This is a genomic window from Rhodococcoides fascians A25f, assembly GCF_000760935.2.
In the GTDB taxonomy this organism is placed as follows: Bacteria; Actinomycetota; Actinomycetes; order Mycobacteriales; family Mycobacteriaceae; genus Rhodococcoides.
On sequence record NZ_CP049744.1, the window covers coordinates 4628664 to 4645925 of the forward strand.

15 protein-coding genes are annotated in these 17262 nt (G+C 64.4%); 3 read left to right on the top strand and 12 right to left on the bottom strand.

Features of this window, described 5'->3' with window-relative positions; all coding sequences use genetic code 11:
• Positions 1 to 5: 5 nt before the first annotated feature.
• The 3 genes from BH93_RS21740 to BH93_RS21750 all read right to left on the bottom strand — a co-directional run bounded on the left by BH93_RS21740 (position 6) and on the right by BH93_RS21750 (position 3796).
• Complete coding sequence (locus BH93_RS21740) at positions 6 to 1475, bottom strand: cytochrome ubiquinol oxidase subunit I (protein ID WP_037171178.1); 1470 nt, start codon at positions 1473 to 1475, stop codon at positions 6 to 8.
• Between the two features lie 134 nt (positions 1476 to 1609).
• The gene (locus BH93_RS21745; RefSeq protein WP_037171133.1) at positions 1610 to 2473 is read right to left on the bottom strand and encodes an aminodeoxychorismate lyase; all 864 of its coding nucleotides are present in this window, start codon (positions 2471 to 2473) and stop codon (positions 1610 to 1612) included.
• Positions 2474 to 2497: 24 nt separating this feature from the next.
• Positions 2498 to 3796, bottom strand: a complete 1299-nt coding sequence (locus tag BH93_RS21750; protein ID WP_037171131.1) for a dicarboxylate/amino acid:cation symporter — start codon at positions 3794 to 3796, stop codon at positions 2498 to 2500.
• A 94-nt stretch (positions 3797 to 3890) separates the two neighbouring features.
• Between BH93_RS21750 and ygfZ the strand changes: the two genes are divergently transcribed.
• The 3 genes from ygfZ (at position 3891) to BH93_RS21765 (ending at position 6089) form a co-directional block, all read left to right on the top strand.
• On the top strand, positions 3891 to 5012 hold the full coding sequence (ygfZ, locus tag BH93_RS21755) for a CAF17-like 4Fe-4S cluster assembly/insertion protein YgfZ (RefSeq protein WP_037171177.1): 1122 nt from the start codon (positions 3891 to 3893) through the stop codon (positions 5010 to 5012).
• Positions 5009 to 5647, top strand: a complete 639-nt coding sequence (locus BH93_RS21760) for an MOSC domain-containing protein (protein WP_037171130.1) — start codon at positions 5009 to 5011, stop codon at positions 5645 to 5647. Before ygfZ ends, BH93_RS21760 begins: the two co-directional genes overlap by 4 nt.
• A 247-nt stretch (positions 5648 to 5894) precedes the next feature.
• Entirely contained in the window at positions 5895 to 6089 is a 195-nt protein-coding gene (locus BH93_RS21765) for a DUF3073 domain-containing protein (RefSeq protein ID WP_008719426.1), read from the top strand.
• A gap of 88 nt (positions 6090 to 6177) precedes the next feature.
• Here BH93_RS21765 and purM read toward each other — a convergent pair whose 3' ends face one another.
• The 9 genes from purM to BH93_RS21810 all read right to left on the bottom strand — a co-directional run bounded on the left by purM (position 6178) and on the right by BH93_RS21810 (position 17261).
• On the bottom strand, positions 6178 to 7278 hold the full coding sequence (gene purM / locus BH93_RS21770; RefSeq protein ID WP_032376541.1) for a phosphoribosylformylglycinamidine cyclo-ligase: 1101 nt from the start codon (positions 7276 to 7278) through the stop codon (positions 6178 to 6180).
• Between the two features lie 92 nt (positions 7279 to 7370).
• Entirely contained in the window at positions 7371 to 9008 is a 1638-nt protein-coding gene (locus BH93_RS28150; RefSeq protein WP_037171128.1) for an ABC transporter ATP-binding protein, read from the bottom strand.
• Complete coding sequence (locus BH93_RS21780; protein WP_032376376.1) at positions 9005 to 9973, bottom strand: ABC transporter permease; 969 nt, start codon at positions 9971 to 9973, stop codon at positions 9005 to 9007. The genes BH93_RS28150 and BH93_RS21780 overlap by 4 nt, the downstream gene beginning before the upstream one ends.
• Positions 9973 to 11064, bottom strand: coding sequence for an ABC transporter permease (locus tag BH93_RS21785; RefSeq protein ID WP_052064772.1), 1092 nt, complete (start codon positions 11062 to 11064; stop codon positions 9973 to 9975). The genes BH93_RS21780 and BH93_RS21785 overlap by 1 nt, the downstream gene beginning before the upstream one ends.
• A gap of 4 nt (positions 11065 to 11068) precedes the next feature.
• A complete protein-coding gene (locus BH93_RS21790) occupies positions 11069 to 12712 on the bottom strand; it encodes an ABC transporter substrate-binding protein (RefSeq protein ID WP_052064778.1) in 1644 nt (547 codons plus the stop codon).
• Between the two features lie 141 nt (positions 12713 to 12853).
• Positions 12854 to 14416 carry an amidophosphoribosyltransferase gene (purF, locus tag BH93_RS21795; RefSeq protein WP_032406013.1) on the bottom strand — a complete coding sequence of 521 codons (1563 nt, stop codon included), beginning with the start codon at positions 14414 to 14416 and terminating at the stop codon, positions 12854 to 12856.
• A 138-nt stretch (positions 14417 to 14554) separates the two neighbouring features.
• On the bottom strand, positions 14555 to 14941 hold the full coding sequence (locus BH93_RS21800) for a sterol carrier family protein (RefSeq protein ID WP_032376375.1): 387 nt from the start codon (positions 14939 to 14941) through the stop codon (positions 14555 to 14557).
• A gap of 2 nt (positions 14942 to 14943) precedes the next feature.
• Entirely contained in the window at positions 14944 to 15537 is a 594-nt protein-coding gene (locus BH93_RS21805; RefSeq protein ID WP_037171126.1) for a CPBP family intramembrane glutamic endopeptidase, read from the bottom strand.
• Positions 15534 to 17261: an alpha/beta hydrolase gene (locus BH93_RS21810; protein WP_371832108.1), complete on the bottom strand. Its 1728-nt coding sequence runs from the start codon at positions 17259 to 17261 to the stop codon at positions 15534 to 15536. The genes BH93_RS21805 and BH93_RS21810 overlap by 4 nt, the downstream gene beginning before the upstream one ends.
• Position 17262: the final 1 nt, after the last annotated feature.

Here is a 17262-nt window from a genome sequence, read left to right on the forward strand (position 1 = left end):
ATCCCCTAGTACGCGAACGAGAGCTGTTTGGGCTCTTCGTCTTCCGAATCCGGCGGGTCGACGTGCGGGTGCGCGTCGTGGTCGAGAGGTCCTTCGATGACGTAGCGTCGAAGCAGGTAGAACCAGACGCCCCCGAGGGCGGCGTAGAGCAGTGTGAACGTCACCAGCGATGCGACGACGAGGCCGACGGGATGGTCGGAGACACCTTGATCGACGGTGAGCCGGATCTGGTCGACTCCCGAGAGATTCGGCGCGACAACCCATGGCTGACGGCCCATTTCGGTGAAGATCCAGCCGGCACTGTTGGCCAGGAACGGAGTCGGAATGGCCAGCAGCGACAACCACGAGAACCACCTCTGGTCGGGAATCCGACCACCTCTGGTGACCCACAATCCCGCGACGGCGAGCAGGGCCGAGCCTGCGGCCAGTCCGATCATCATCCGGAATGCCCAGTACGTGACGAAAAGGTTGGGCTTGTAGTTGCCCGGGCCGAACTGCTGCTCGTACTGGTCCTGTAATTGGTTGACGCCTTGCACGGTGGCACCGAAGTCGTTCTCCGCCAGGAACGAGGTGAGTCCGGGAATCGAGATGAGGTGCACCACGGATTCGCAGTTGTTGTGGGTACCCACGGTCAGCAGCGAGAAGCTGGCTCCGGTTTCCGTGTCGCACAAGGATTCTGCGGATGCCATCTTCATCGGCTGCTGCTCGAACATGAGCTTGCCCTGAATGTCTCCGGTGATGGCGAGTGCGCCGCCTGCGACGATCATGACGATGAAGGACATGCGTGCTGCCGATCGGAACATCGTGCGTGAGTCGGTGGCTTGTTCGGCCAGCTTCTTCTTGCGCGCCTCGCGCACCATCCACCAACCGGAGATGCCGGCGACGAAGGTTGCGGAGGTGAGAAATGCACCTGCGACGGCGTGTGGAAAGGCCGCCAGCGCAGTGTTGTTGGTGAGCAGCGCCCAGATATCGGTGAGCTCGGCGCGGCCGGTCTCCTCGTTGTAGATCGCGCCGACGGGATGCTGCATCCAGGAGTTGGCTGCGATGATGAAGAAGGCCGAGGCGTTCACGCCGATGGCAACGAGCCAGATCGCCGCCAGGTGAACAAGTTTGGGGAGTCTGCTCCAGCCGAAGATCCACAGCCCGAGGAACGTGGACTCGAGGAAGAATGCCACCAGCCCCTCGAGCGCGAGTGGTGCACCGAACACGTCACCGACGAAGCGCGAGTATTCACTCCAGTTCATCCCGAATTGGAATTCTTGGACGATTCCGGTCGCGACGCCGAGGGCGAAGTTGATGAGGAACAGCTTGCCGAAGAACTTGGTCAGCCGATACCAGGAGTCCTTGCCGGTGATCACCCACATGGTCTGCATGGCGGCCACCATCGGCGCGAGGCCGATCGTGAGAGGTACGAGAATGAAGTGGTAAACGGTGGTGATACCGAACTGCCACCGCGAGACATCCAACGCGTCCATCGATACTCCGAACTCTTCCACCCGAGCTGTGACGGGCAACACCGCAGGTCAGGGCATTGGCCCGCGACTGATTCGAATGTACTACTACGAGTAGTAGTAGGGAAGAGTCTTTCGGCAGGGTCGTTGGGCACCTATTACGTGGCGGCGACTCCCACGGCTCGATCGACCATCTCGGCCACCTGTTCGCCGCTCCCGGGACGACCGAGAACAACGCCGTTCATCGCCGTCACCCGCGCCGCGAGGGTGACACTCGAGACCAACCAAACGCTATCTGCCGCAATGAGATCCGCTGGGTAGACATGCCCGTGCTCGCAGGTCCAGCCGGCAGCTCGGGCAACCTGGAACAACCCGGCGACGGTGGTTCCGGCCAGGATGCCCTGCTCCACCGACGGTGTGACGAGTGTCTTACCGCGCGCGAGCACCACCGTGGACCGTGGACCTTCCAGTACCCGTCCCTCGCTGCTCAGGTAGATGACGTCGTCGGCCCCCTCGGCGGACGCGTGCCGCAGCGCAGCCATGTTCGTGGCGTACGACAGTGTTTTCGCTCCGGCGAGCTGCCACGGCGCAGTCCCCGAGAACTCGACCGAATAGCCTCGATCGAGCGTGATCACCGACACCCCGTTCGCGCGCGCTGTCCGCACCCGCCCGGGAAGGGGCCCCACCGTCACGAACGCCGTCGGCGCTCCACCGCGCTCGCGTCCCCGACTGAGTACCAACCGAAGCACGGCCTCGTCCGCCGAGTCCGCGGTCCAGAGACCGACGGACTTGTCGATCACCGTTCGCCACTCGTCGAGATCGGGAGCAGGCAGTTCCAGTGCCGTCGCCGACGCCGCCAGACGGGCCAGGTGCAACTCCACTGCGCAGGCAGCGCCGCCCCGCACGAGCAGTGTCTCGAACACCCCGTCACCGCGTACGGCAGCCAGATCGTCGGCGAACAACAACGGCTGCCCGGCGTCGTGCACTCGGCCGTCCAACGTCACCACTACCGAATCGGCCATGGCCGTCACTGTAGAGCCAGACGGTCAGTCGGCTCGATCTGCCTGCGCCATCACGTCGCGGTACTCGTCGAGGTCGATGTCCTCGGCGACGACCGTCTTGGTTCCGTTGTAGACGTCACGGTCGATCTCGTCGTCGGCGTTGGCCACCAACATCGCGACGAACGTGTCGCCGTTGACGTTGAGGAAGGTGCGGAAGATTCCGGCGAACCAGTCCACGGCGATCAACAGGCCGACCGCTTCGAACGGCAGGTCCAACGACGTTGCCAGGAACATCGCGATCACCGGGAATCCACCCGGCACCGTGATCGTGCCCATGTTCAGCAGGATCGCCAGACCCATACCGAGGGCAATCTGACCGACACTCAGATCGACGTCGCCCGCCTGCGCAAGAAACATCACGACGATCATGTAGTTGAGGACCGCGCCGTACGAACCCATGGTGAGTCCGATCGACAGCGTGAAGTTCGCGACCTTCTGACTGACGCCCACCTTCTCCACGGTGTTCTTCAGAACGGTCGGGAAGGTGACTGCAGAACTCGTGGTCGTGACAGCAATGGCCGTCTGCTCGGTGAGCTTGCTCGGCAAGCTTCTCGGATCCAACCGGGTTCGTACCGTCACCACGATCACGAACAGTGCGAAGAGAATCAGTACTCCGAGCAGGGTGGTCCCCAGGTAGCTCAACGCAGTCGAGACGACGGAGAATCCGACATCTCCTGCGAGAGCGGCGAGGAGACAGAAAACACCGACCGGAGCGATGGTCATGACCAGGCGAATCATCGTCAGGACGATCTGCTGAATCTGATCCATGAACGTCAGTACGCCGGTGTCGCCCGTCTTGGTGATGTGGCTGCGCAGCGCAACTCCGAAGAGCAACGAGAACACGATGATCGGCACCATCGTCGCTGTGGACATCGCGCTGAAGACATTGGTCGAGACGAAGTTGAGCAGAGTGTCCTGCCAGCCGAGCGCCTCGCTCGCACTCTCTTCCAGGCTCGGGTCGAGTTGCGCAGTGAATTCCATGCCTGCACCAGGGCGGATGAGAACGCTCAGCAGCCACGCCAGCACAGCTGCCACGAACGAGAAGCCGATCATCCACTTGAACGTCCGCACCGCGATCTTGCCGGTACCTGTTCCGGACATGGATCCCGTCGCCACGATCACCGATGCCATGACCAGCGGCACGATCGACATCTGGATCAGGCGGATGAACAGATCGCCGACGAACTTCAGGTTCGCGGCCCAATCACCCACGATCAGACCGAACACGATTCCGCCGATCGCTGCCAAACCTATTTGTGCTGCCGGGTGTCTCAGAGCTTTCACGGCTCGAAACCTAGACAGGGGAAATCGCCCCCGGATATCCCACACGTTGCACGTAGGTAAAACGTCGGACTCCCCAGGCTCCTACTATGGGGTGGTGTCCGATTCCGTGACGATCAGCCCAAGTCCTCTTCTCACTCTTCCCGGTGCCGTTCCATCCCCGGACGACAGCGTCGACGCCGGGGTGGCCTGGCACTACGGCAATCCGTTCGGTGAACAACGCGACGCCGTCAGCGGGGCCGCCGTCATCGATCGATCCCACCGCTTCGTCCTCGCCATCAGCGGAGACGAACGCCTGAGCTGGTTGAACACGATCTCGAGCCAACTCGTCTCGAACCTGCCCGACGGCAGCTCGGCCGAGAACCTGAGCCTGGACATCAACGGCCGCATAGAGCACCACTTCGTCCAGACCGACCTGGACGGCGTCACCTACATCGATACCGAACGGGCCGCAGGCCCCGATCTGCTGTCGTTTCTGAAGAAGATGGTGTTCTGGGCGAAAGCCGAACCCCGCGAGGCCGACGATGTGGCCGTTCTCACCGTCCTGGGATCCGACGCGGCGTCGGTCCTCGACAAGGCCGGTGTGCCGGCTCCGAGCGAGATCTACGGTGCGTCGGCGATCGACGGCGGCGGATTCGTTCGGCGGATGCCGTGGCCCGGCCAGAACTCGTACGACGTGGTGATCCCCCGCGCACACCTCACCGAGTGGTTCCTCCGCCTGCGGGACGCCGGTGCCGCCCCGGCCGGAACCTGGGCGTTCGACGCGTTGCGGGTGGAATCGTTGCGACCGCGCGTGGGCGTCGACACCGACGAGAAGACCATTCCGCACGAGGTTCGCTGGATCGGCAGTGCCGCCGAGTTCGGTGCCGTGCACCTGGAGAAGGGCTGCTACCGCGGCCAGGAGACCGTCTCGCGCGTCCACAACCTCGGTCGACCGCCGCGGCACCTCGTGTTGCTGCATCTCGACGGCTCCGCCGACGGTCGGCCCAGCACGGGCGATGCGGTCACCGCAGGCGGACGGTCGGTGGGGCGTCTGGGTACCGTCATCGATCACTTCGAGCTCGGCCCGATCGCTCTCGCTCTTCTCAAGAGAACGATTCCGGTGGACACCCCCCTCGAAGCGGGTCCGTGTGCCGCGTCGATCGATCCTGATTCCATCCCGTCCTACGACGACGTCCAAGCTGGTCGCGCTGCCGTCGACCGCCTGCGCGGCCGGTGACCGGGACCGTTCTCGCGGTCTGCGTCGTGCACGCCGACGTTCCGTTCGGACGCCGAGCGGTGGTCGACAGCGGCATCGACAAGAGACCCGTCGACGGGCAGGTGGACGTCCACGAGCTGGGCATCGGCGGCGATCACTGCCGAGACACGAAGTTCCACGGCGGTCTCGATCAGGCCGTGTACGTCTACGACGAAGACGAGGCGCGCTACTGGGCCGACGAGTTGGGGGCACCGGTTCCGCCGGGTCGATTCGGGGAGAACCTGCGCACCAGTGGGGTGCCGGTGACCGACGTGGTGATCGGTTCACGGTGGCGAGTCGGCACGGTGACGCTGGAAGCGACCATCGCTCGCAGGCCCTGCGGCACGTTCGCACGGTGGATGGGCGAGTCGGGATGGGTTCGCCGGTTCACTGCACGCGGCGATGTGGGTGCGTACTTCCGAGTTCTCGAACCGGGTGTCTTCGCCGCCGGTGACGCGGTCACCGTGGAGTCGATCCCCGACCACGGGGTGACGGTACGAATGCTCTTCGAGGGGAAGAATGCAGCCGCACTGCAGACACTGCTCGATGAGCCGGGACTGGCACCGAAGGTGTATCGCGATGCAGCAGCTGCACTGAAATCCTCGCGCAAACCATGACGCGCAGCACGTAGTTCTCGTGTCGCATCACGAAGATAGTTTGCCTGTGCACGGATATGCGCAGGTACAGGCAGCGCGGGCCCCTACCCCGGGCGTGTCGCGCCGGTGCGCCCGCCACCGACACGTGGTGCCGTATGCGCATCGCGGCGATTCGCGCGCTAGAGTGTGTGCCAGGAAGAAATACCAACTCTAACGGGGCCGCCAAATTTCCCCAGGCCGCCCCGCAAGTCCGCGAGGGGGCACCGCCATGGGCCGAGGCAGGGCTAAGGCAAAGCAGACAAAGGTCGCTCGTGAGCTCAAGTACAGCTCGCCGACAACGGACTTGGAGAGTCTGCAGAAAGAACTCTCCGGTGGTTCGTCCAACTCCCATCGTGGCATCCACTCTGACTCGGATGTGCATTCCCGAGTCGAGGAAGACGAGTACGAGGACTGGCGACGCTAGTACTGTGCACTGAACGACTGAGGGGGAGCCGCTTAGCGGCTCCCCCTCATTTGTTCGTGCGGTAACGCCCCGATCAGAACCCTGCCGTTCAGAACCGCGGGTGGTTACCCAGCAACAGCGCGCGCTCGTCGGCTACGTCCTTGCCGGTTGCCTTCTTCACCGTGCCCAGTGTCCAGCAATCGATGTGACGTGCGGTGAGCACTGCGAGGGCGCGGTCGACGTCCTCGGGAGCGACGATGGCGACCATGCCGACACCCATGTTGAACGTCTGCTCCATCTCGGCCCGCTCGACGCGTCCGCGCTGAGCGATCAGCGAGAAGATCGGAGCCGGGCTCCACGTGGTGCGGTCCAGTTCGGCCACCAGGCCCTCGGGCATCACCCGTGAGAGGTTGTTGGCGAGTCCGCCGCCGGTGACGTGGCAGAACGTACGCACGTCGGTCTCGGCTGCGAGCGCGAGGCAGTCCTTGGCGTAGATCTTGGTGGGTTCGAGCAGCTCCTCACCGAGGGTGCGGCCGAACTCCTCGACGTGTCCGCCGAGGTCCATGTGGTTGATCTCGAGCAGCACCTTGCGAGCCAACGAATATCCGTTGGAGTGCAGGCCCGACGATCCCATGCCGATGACGACGTCACCGGGACGCACCCGCTCGGGGCCGAGGATCGAATCTGCTTCCACGACGCCGATGCCGGTAGCCGAGAGGTCGTAATCGCCGTCGGCCATCAGCCCCGGGTGTTCGGCCGTCTCGCCGCCGAGCAGTGCGCAGCCGGCGATGATGCAGCCCTCGGCGATGCCCTTGACCAGCTCTGCGACCTGCTCGGGAACGACGCGGCCCACGGCGATGTAGTCCTGCAGGAACAGCGGCTCGGCTCCACAGACGACAAGATCGTCGACGACCATGGCCACCAGGTCGAGGCCGAGTGTGTCGTGCTTGCCGAGGGCCTGAGCCACGGCGACCTTGGTGCCGACGCCGTCGGTCGAGGCAGCCAGGACCGGCTCACGGTAGTCGCCCTTGAGTGCGAAGAGACCGGCGAAACCGCCGAGACCGCCCATGACCTCGGGCCTACTGGCCTTCTTGGCGAGCGGCGCGAACAGCTGCACTGCTCGGTCTCCTGCGGCGATGTCGACCCCGGCCGCCGCGTAGGAGGCACCGCCCGAGTGAGTTGCGCTCGTGGGTTGGGATTCCTCGGTCATTCGGCTCCAGCCTGTGTACTAGTTCATGTCAGCGCCCGTCGAGGGGCAGATAGCGCCCTAACGGTACCGGAGTGCGCGGTCAGGAGAAGAACTCACGTGTGCAGGCGCTTGCCGGGAATCGCGGCCAACAGCTTCTTGGTGTAGTCCGCCTCCGGGGATCGCAGAATCTTCCACGGCGTTCCCTCTTCGACGATTCCCCCGTTGCGCAGCACCACCACACGATGCGCGACGCGGTCCACCACGGCGAGGTCGTGGCTGATGAACAGGCACGCGAAACCGAATTCCTGCTGTAGCGCCTCGAACAAGTCCAGCACTGCTGCCTGCACCGAGACGTCGAGTGCACTGGTCGGCTCGTCCGCCACCACCAGATCCGGACCCAGCACCAGTGCGCGCGCCAGGCTGACGCGCTGCCGCTGCCCACCGGACAGCTCGTGCGGGTACCGCTTGTCGGTGCCCGACGGCAATTGCACGGCGTCGAGCAGTTCGGTCGTCCTCACCGCGATCGCATCCTTGGAGCCGTACTTGTGCACGATCATCGGCTCGGCGATACATTGTCCGACGGTCAGTCGCGGATTCAGTGACGCCGACGGGTCCTGGAAGACGAAGCCGAAGCGTTTGCGCAGGGGCTTGAGCTTGCGTTCACTGACGCCGGCAATGTTCCGACCCATCACCGTCACGCTGCCGCTTGTCGGCTTCTGCAGTGCTGCAACACATCTGCCGATGGTCGATTTACCCGAGCCGGATTCACCCACCAAGCCGAGGGTCTCGCCGCGGTGAATGGTGAGTGAAACGTCGTCGACCGCCCGGAACGCCGGGGAGCCGACACCACCGGAGAACTGCACCACCAGCCGCGACACCTCCAGTACCGGTTCACCCGAGGTGTCGACGGTCTTGTCCGACTCCACCGCAGCGAGAGTCGGCACCGCGGCCAGCAGCTTCTTGGTGTAATCGTCCGCAGGGGCGGCGAACAACTGCGCCACCGGCGCTTCCTCGACGACGCGACCGTTCTGCATGACGACGACGCGGTCCGCCAGATAGGACACGACGCCCATGCTGTGGGTGATGAGCACGATGGCGCAGCCGAGCCGATCCTTGAGATCACGTAGCAGTTCGAGGATTTCGGCCTGCACCGTGACGTCGAGGGCGGTGGTCGGCTCGTCGGCGATGATGACCTTCGCCTCACACGAGATGGCGATCGCGATCATCACGCGTTGCTTCTGCCCACCGGAGAGTTCGTGCGGGTAGTACGAGAAGCGCTGCTCGGGGTTGGGCAAGCCCACCATCGTCAACAGCTCGATGGCCCGCGTCTTCGCATCCCTCGCCGACATCCGCTTACCGTCCGCGCGAGTGTGCGCACGCAGCGCCTCGACAATCTGATATCCGATGGTGAACAGCGGATCCAGAGCACTGCCCGGTTCCTGGAACACCATCGAAATCTTGTTGCCGCGCAACTGCGCCCACGCCTTGTTGCTCAGCCTCGTCACGTCCTGACCACCGAGCACCACGTGGCCCTCGACGCGCGCAGTGTCCGGCAACAGTCCGATGGCGGAACGGACGCTGACGGACTTGCCCGAGCCGGACTCCCCCACCACGGCCAGTACCTCACCGGGATACACCTCGAAGGAGACCTCGGTGACGGCATCGACTTCGCCGGCATCGGTGAGGAACGTGACGGACAACGACTTCACCGACAGTGCGGACTCGCGTGGAGTCGCAACGCTCGATGTCATACCTTCACCGCCTTCTTGAATTTCTTGCGGGTGCGTAGCAGCGGATTGAGTGTCTCGCTTGCACTTTCGCCCACCATGGTCAAACCGAGAACCACCAGCACGATGCCAAGGCCCGGGAACACCGACGTCCACCAGATGCCGTTGGAGATATCGGGCAGGGCCTTGTTGATGTCGTATCCCCACTCCGAGGCGGAGGTGGGTTCGATGCCGAACCCGAGGAACCCGAGCCCGGCCAGGGTCAGGATGGCCTCGGCCCCGTTGAGGGTGATGATGACCGGCAGCGTCTGCACCACGTTGGCGAGGATGTGGCGGAACAGGATTCGCGGTGTGCCTGCGCCGGTGACCCGTGCGGCATCGACGTACGGTTCGGTCTTGACCGCCACCGTGGCGTTGCGGACCACACGGAAGTACTGCGGGACGAAGATGGCCGTGATGGCGATCGCCGCGGATGCGATACCGCCGAAGCTCGACGATTGGCCACCTGCGACGACGATCGAGATGACCACCGCGAGAAGCAGAGACGGGAATGCGTACATCGCGTCCATGAACAGCACGAGCACGCGGTCGAACCAGCGTCCGATGTATCCCGAGGCGAGCCCGAGGGGAACGCCGATGATCAGCGAGAGGATCAACGACGACGCGATCACCATCAATGCTGTTCTGGCACCATAGATCACCCGCGAGAACACATCCTCGCCGCGGACCGAGGTACCGAACCAGTGCTCGGCGGACGGAGCCGCTTGGCGAGCAAAATCCTGCCCGGCGTCGCTGGTCTGCGAGAACCCGTACGGCGCGAGAAGCGGCGCGAACACCGCCGCGATGACGAACCCCACCATCAGGGCCAAGCCGACGATCAACGTGACGCGTTGCAATCCCGAGGTGGACTTGACGAACGCGACGCCGGGAAATCCTCGACGGTGTGGACGGGTGGGAGGTACGTCGGACAGCACGACTTCGGTGCTCATCAGAACCTCACTCTCGGGTCGATGAGTGCAACGATCGCGTCGGTGACGAAGCTGACGACGGCGACCACCACGGCCAGGAACGTCACGATGCCTTGCACCGCAACAAAATCGCGGGCCTGCAGGTACCGGGCGAGTTCGTATCCCAGGCCCTGCCACTCGAAGGTGGTTTCGGTGAGCACAGCGCCGCCGAGCAGCACGGCGATCTGCAGGCCGATGACGGTGACGATGGGGATCATCGCGTTGCGAAACGCGTGTCGTCTCGTCACCGTCCCCTCGCTCAACCCGCGAGCTCGAGCGGCATCGACGAACGGTGCCTGCAGCGTCTGAATCAGGTTGACGCGCACCAGCCGCAGAAAGACGCCGGCGGTCAACAAGCCGAGAGCGAGAGCGGGCAGCACAGCGTGCTCGAGCACGTCGATGGTGTAGCTCGATTCGCCGTACAGGAACGAATCGACGATCAGAATGTTGGTCTTGGGCGAGACGTTCTGCAGTGCCAGTTCCACATTGGTGCTGGCTCGTCCGGCCACCGGGAGCCAACCGAGCTTGACTGCGAACAGCAGCTTGAGCAGCATTCCGACGAAGAACACCGGTGCCGCGTACGCGAGGATGGCGAAGATCCGCAACGAGGCGTCGCCGAACCGGTCGCGATGGGTAGCGGCGAAGAACCCGAGCGGAATACCGACGGCGAAGGCCACCAGCAAAGCCCAGAAGGCCAGTTCCAGAGTGGCTGCACCGTTGACGAGCAGGACGTCGCTGATCGCGCGGTTGTCGGTCGCGGAACGGCCGAAATCGCCACGCAGCAAGCCGGTCAGGTACTCCCAGTACTGCGTCAGAATCGGCCGGTCGTAGCCGGCCTCGGCCTTGCGCTGGGCGATCTGTTCGGCAGGAAGGCGGCCACCGAGGGCCGCCGTGATCGGATCACCGATCACTCGCATCAGAAAGAAGACAACGGTGACGAGAATCCAGGCAGTCGGAATGATCAGCAGAAATCTGACCCCGAGATAACGGGCGAGCGCGCCGTACCGTGACGGCGCGCTCGCCTGCTGTGCTTGCTTCTCGCCCTCTACCGTCGTGCTGTCGGTAGTGGGCACGCCGTCAGCTCTTGGCGAGCGTGACGAACCGGAACTTGAACGAGGCGTCGAGCGTCTCGTCCACGCCGCTGATCTCGTTGGTTGCGACGGCAATCTGCTTGCCCTCCAACAGCGGAAGCGTCGGCAGGTAGTTCGTCGCGAGCTCGGTCTGGATCTGGCCGATGATCTGCATCCGCGCATTCTCGTCGGCCGTCGTGCGCTCGAGATCGAGCAGTGACGTGATGGCCGGGCTCTCGAAGTGCGACTGCAGGAAGTTGTCCGGCGCGAAGAACGGCGTCAGATAGTTGTCTGCGTCGGGGTAGTCCGGGAACCAACCCAGCTGGTACACCGGGTACGCGTCGGCGACGCGTTCCTTGGTGTACGTGCTCCACTCGGTGGACTGCAGGTTCACGTTGAACAGGCCCGTCGCGTCGAGCTGACTCTTGATCGCGGCATATTCCTCGCTCGAGGACGAACCGTAGTGGTCCGGGTTGTACTGCAGGTTGAGCTGCACCGGGGTGGCAACGCCTGCGGCAGAAAGGAATCCGGCTGCCTCGTCACGGTTGGGCGTGGTGCCGTAGACATCGCCGTACGCGGTGTTCGCACCGGCCAAACCTGTGGGGACGACGGAGTACAGCGGAGTGTAGGTGCCCTTGTAGACGCCGTCCGACAGCGCCTGACGATCCACCGAGGCCGCAATTGCCTTGCGTACGGCCAGCTTCTGGTCGGGGGTGTCGCCGGGCATCGTGTTCATGTTGAAGACCATGTAGCGCGATTCGCCGCCGGGTCCCTCGTGCACGGTGAGACCGTCCACCCCGCCGAGAGATTCGACGTCCGTCGGCGTCAACGAGCGCCACGCGACGTCGATGGCCTTGTTCTGCACGTCGAGCTTGAGGTTGTCGGAGCTGGTGTAGTACTTCGTGTTGATCGACGACGTCTTCGGCGTGCCGAGGATGCCCTTGTAGTCACCGTTAGCGGTGAAGCTGACGAGGGAGTTCTTGGCGTAGCTCGAGATCGAGTACGGACCGGCGAACGGGGTACCCGCCACGATGGCGTCGTCGTCGAGGATCTTGTCCGCCGGGAACAACGTCTGGTCGACGATCGGACCTGCCGGTGTCGCCAAGATCTGCGGGAACGTCTGATCGTTCGCTGCTTTCAGCGTGAACTCGACGGTCTTCTCGTCCGGTGTCGCGACGCTGTCGAGGTTGGTCAGCAACGACGCAGGCCCGTTGGGATCGTTGATCGCAACGATCCGGTCGAACGAGTACTTCACGCTCTCGCTCGTCAGCGGGTTGCCGTTCGCGAACGTCAGGTCGTCCTTGAGCGTGCACTTGTAGACGGTCGGCTCGGCGAAATCGCAGCTTTCGGCGACATCGGGCTCGAGCTCGGAGCTGCCGGGCGCGAAATTCATCAGGAAGGGGTACGTCTGGTTCATCACCATGAACGAGCCGTTGTCGTACGAGCCGGCCGGGTCGAGCGAGGTCACCTGGTCGGTGGTGCCGACGGTGATGGTATCTCCGCCGCCGCCGTCACCGGATCCGCCGGCGTCGGTGCGTCCCGAGCCGCACGCAGCGGCCGTCAATGCAAGTACCGACAGTGCTGCCACTGCAGCGGTCTTCTTACCGTGCTTGCGCACAGCTGTCCTGGATGCGGCGCTGTAGCGCAGCATGCGTCCGTCGTCGGGCGACAGGGTCATCTGATGCCTCTATCCAAATCGGTGTGTCCTATGTAACTCGGGACAGTACCGATGGACTGTTTCCAATATGTGGCATTGAGAAAACCCTGCTGTTCCCTCAGGGAAAAGCCCAGCTCAAGGGCGACTGAGAGCGCTCACATTTGCGTCGTTGGCCACCGGCTGCCCGGCCGCCGACGCCAGTAGACCCTCGAGAACGTGCTTGCCGAGCGCATTGTCGGCGGGCAGATCGATCGGGTACTTACCGGTGAAACATGCTGCACACAACCGCGATTCGGGCTGCTCCGACGCCGCGATCATGCCGTCGATGGAGATGTACCCCAGCGAGTCCGCACCGATGGCCTGGCGGACGCCTTCGAGAATCCCGTCCTCGGAGTCGACGCCGTTGGCGATCAGCTCTGCGGGAGAAGCGAAGTCGATGCCGTAGAAGCAGGGCCACCGCACCGGTGGCGACGCGATGCGGACGTGAATCTCGAGCGCACCGGCTTCTCGCAGCATCCTGATCAGCGCACGCTGGGTATTGCCGCGGACGATCGAATCGTCCACCACCACCAGCCTTTTGCCCCGAATGACCTCTTTGAGTGGATTGAGTTTGAGCCGGATGCCGAGCTGACGAATGGTCTGCGACGGCTGAATGAACGTGCGGCCCACGTAGGCGTTCTTCATCAGGCCCTGGCCGTAGGGAATGCCCGAGCCCTGAGCGAAACCGACCGCAGCGGGAGTTCCGCTCTCGGGCACCGGAATCACCAGATCGCCCTCGGCCGGATGCTCCTTGGCGAGCCGTCGTCCGATCTCGACGCGAGTCGAGTGCACCGAACGGCCGCCGATCACGCTGTCGGGTCGTGCGAGGTAGACGTACTCGAACACGCATCCCTTGGGCTCGGGAGCGGCGAAACGCGACGACCGAACGCCGTCGGCATCGATCGCGAGCAGCTCGCCGGGCTCGATGTCTCGAACGAACGCGGCACCGACGATGTCGAGCGCGGCCGTCTCACTGGCAACCACCCAGCCGCGATCGAGACGGCCGAGACACAGCGGGCGAACACCGTGCGGGTCACGGGCGGCGTAGAGCGTGTGCTCGTCCATGAACGTCAGGCAGAACGCGCCTTTGAGCTGCGGCAACAGCTCCATCGCCGCCTGTTCGACGGTGCAATCGGCGGCTTTGTGGGCCATCAGCGCCGTCACCACATCGGAATCCGAGGTGCCGTTTCCTTGCAGCCGATCGCTGATCAGGCCGGCGTCACGAGCCTTGGTGGCGAGCTCGGCGAAATTCACGAGATTTCCGTTGTGGCCGAGCGCAATCCCGGTGCCCGCGGTGGTGGTGCGGAAGATCGGCTGAGCGTTCTCCCACGTCACCGACCCGCTGGTGGAGTAGCGGCAGTGGCCGATGGCGACATGCCCGGGCATAGCTCCCAGGGTCTGCTCGTCGAACACCTGGCTGACGAGGCCGAGATCCTTGAACACCAGTACCTGAGAACCGTCGGACACCGCAATGCCGGCAGCCTCTTGACCACGGTGCTGCAGCGCATAAAGGCCGTAATAGGAGAGCTTGGCCACATCCTCGCCCGGTGCCCACACTCCGAACACTCCGCACTCTTCGCGCGGCTCGTTCTCCGGTTCGTCGAGGGGTTTGCCTAGCAGAAGATTCGGACTGTCGACCGACAAATCGGCGTTGGTCACGGGCATTGCTCCCTTGGGGGTACGGGGCGGGGGGCCGTGCCCAAGTCTACGGGCACACGGCCGGAGTCAACGCATCGTGTGGACGGGAGATTCCCAACAGGTGAACGAGTGTCCGATTCGCCCTCGGATCAGGCAGGCTCACTTGATGGACAGCAGCGGTAACCAGCGGCCCACTTCGGCCGCCCGGCTACCGGACGCATCGATGGAACCGTCGGCGAGGGCCTCGGCGAAATCCCGGGTTCCGGTCACCACCTGCAGCCACGTCAGAGCATCGGTTTCGACGACGTTCGGCGGAGTTCCTCGAGTATGACGAGGCCCGACGATGCACTGCACCGCAACGAACGGCGGTACGCGTACCTCCACCGAGGATCCGGGCGCATTCTGGCCGAGAGTTCTGGCGGTGGTGCGCACTGCCGCGGCAATCTGTGCGCGAGCCGGTTTGTCCGCCTCACCCTTGATCCAGTCCCCCACCGCCAGAACTGCGTCGCGCACCTCGGCGGGGCTGACTTCCTTGTGCGGAGGCACTGCTACCGACTCCTGTCGTTCGCTGCGAGATGCGCCAGCACAGCGCCACTCGTGTTGAGGAAGTAGTGCAACAGCGCCGGGGCGAGCACGCTTCCACTGCGGGCCCTGAGCCATGAGAAGACAACCCCGGCCACATTCGTCGCCAGCACCGTTCCGATCACTGTGTCTCCGGCAGCGCGGGCCGGGTGAATGTGCCACAGGCCGAAGAAGATCGGCGACAGGGCCGGCGACGCGGCGTCGAGCACACCACGGAACAGCAACTCCTCGGTGAGCACTGTTCCCACGGGAATGCGAAACAGCACCCACTCGGCCAGCTCGTCCTCGGAAGGCCGGACCCGACGTCGCAGCGCTGGAATTGCGGCGACGACGGCAGATCCGAGGACAGGAATCGCCGACGCCGCAGCGCCCCACTTCAGGCCGGCAGCAGTGTTGCGCAATCCCAGTTGCGCGGCGCTGCGGCCCGTTACCGACGCGACGGCCACGGCGAACGAGGCATTGGCCACCGCCCGTCCACGGGCATCGAGATCTGTCGACGGCAGCACGACCGTGCTCCACGCCGTCGTCGCGGCGCCGATCAGTAGCGCTTCGGGGCTCACTTCTCGGGACCGTCTCGGCCCGCGAACTGCTCCATGACTCCGCGGACTCGTTCGGTGTCGCGGTCGGTCCAGCCCTCGGGTGCGGCGACGGCGACCCAGCCGTCGAGCACCAGGGTGCCGTAGTTGTGGCCGTGTCCGTCGGGGACGCCCGCGGCGTTGGTCAGGTCGGCGGCCACCTGCCAGAACGTGACGACCGGGAACCATCGCATACTCGGCAGCCGATCCGGCCCCGGTGGTTCGGAAAGCCAGTCGGGACGCTCGAACAGCAGATCCGGCGACCACCAGACCACCGGATCCGAGGCATGCTGGACGTACAGGATCCGCGGTGCGTACCACGGTTGGTCCTCCGGCGGGATGCCCGACGAGTTGTCGGCGAAGCGAACCGTCAGCCCCTCGGAGTAGACCGGCCGAACCTCGGGACTTCCCGGATCACGTCGGCTGACGAACTGACTCCAGATGCGGTTGTTGTTCGGCGGACCCACCCACAGGACTCCGTCGGTGACGGCCCTGATGTCCGCCAAACCGTCGAAGGCACCCTCCCCGGCCTGGGTACCGAGGCTCTCGCCGTACACGTAGAACTTGGGGCGGGTGGCCTCCGGCTCCTGCAGCCAGCGATCGTGAACCTTGTCGATGAGCGCTTTGCCGGCCTGAGCCGCCTTGTCGCCCTCGGCGATGAACGAGATCCAGCTGGGCAGATACGAATACTGAGATGCGACGGTGGCGACATCGCCGTCGAACATGAGCTCTTCCGCTTCGATGGCGGTCGGATTCACCCACCCGGTGCCCGTCGTCGGAACGACGATCAGGGCCTGCCGCTGGAAGGCCCCGGTGCGTTCGAGTTCGGCGACCACGATGTCGAGTCGTTCGTCCTGGGTCTCTGCGGTTTCCAATCCTGCGTATGCCCGAATCGGCTCGAGACTCGGGCGGCCCGTGGCCCGTTCCATCTCGTCGGCGCGCAGACCGCTGGAGACGAAGTTACGACCCTCGAAGCCCAGGGTGTCCCACGGGGCCAACGAGTTCGGGCTGCCGGATCGCTCGTCGGCGACGGGTTGTTCTGCCCCATCACGAGTTTCGTCGTTCTGCAGACTGAATGCCGAGTTGGTGACCGCCGAGACCGCACGGAGCAGCACGCCCTGAACCAGTGCGACGGAGAGCACGACGAGGAGGACGACCCCGAGCGCATTGGCCACTTCCCGTGGCATCTTCACCACGCGGTTGATCTGGCGGGCCAGCAGTCGAACGACGTCGCGCAACACCCGCCACAGCGAAATCAGCAGTGCCGCAATGGCGAGGCTGAGTGCCCCGGTTCGTAGGTAACCCGTTGTGGTGGTGCCCTCCGCGTCCATCAATGCCGCGAGCTCACGCTGCCATTCCGCCGAGATGGCCAGCATGATCATCGACACCGCGACAGCCACGACCGGCACAGCGATCTTGACGGCGCGATCGACCGCGCGCGGCAACGGCCACCACGATCGGGACGACAACCACCACCGCGTCACCGCCCACCCGATCGCCACACCGAAGGCGTAGCCGATGGCCGCGTTGATACCGCCGATGATGCCCTGGAACAGCCACCCGCGAGGAAGCAGCGACGGAGTCAGCGACCAGCAGAAGAACAACGCGCTGAACGCGATCCCGGTGAAGTCGAGGCGCAGCAGACCCCACGCCCACATGACGAACGGATGCTTGTCGGGCGAGGGGACCGAGAATTCCAGGGTCGGCAGG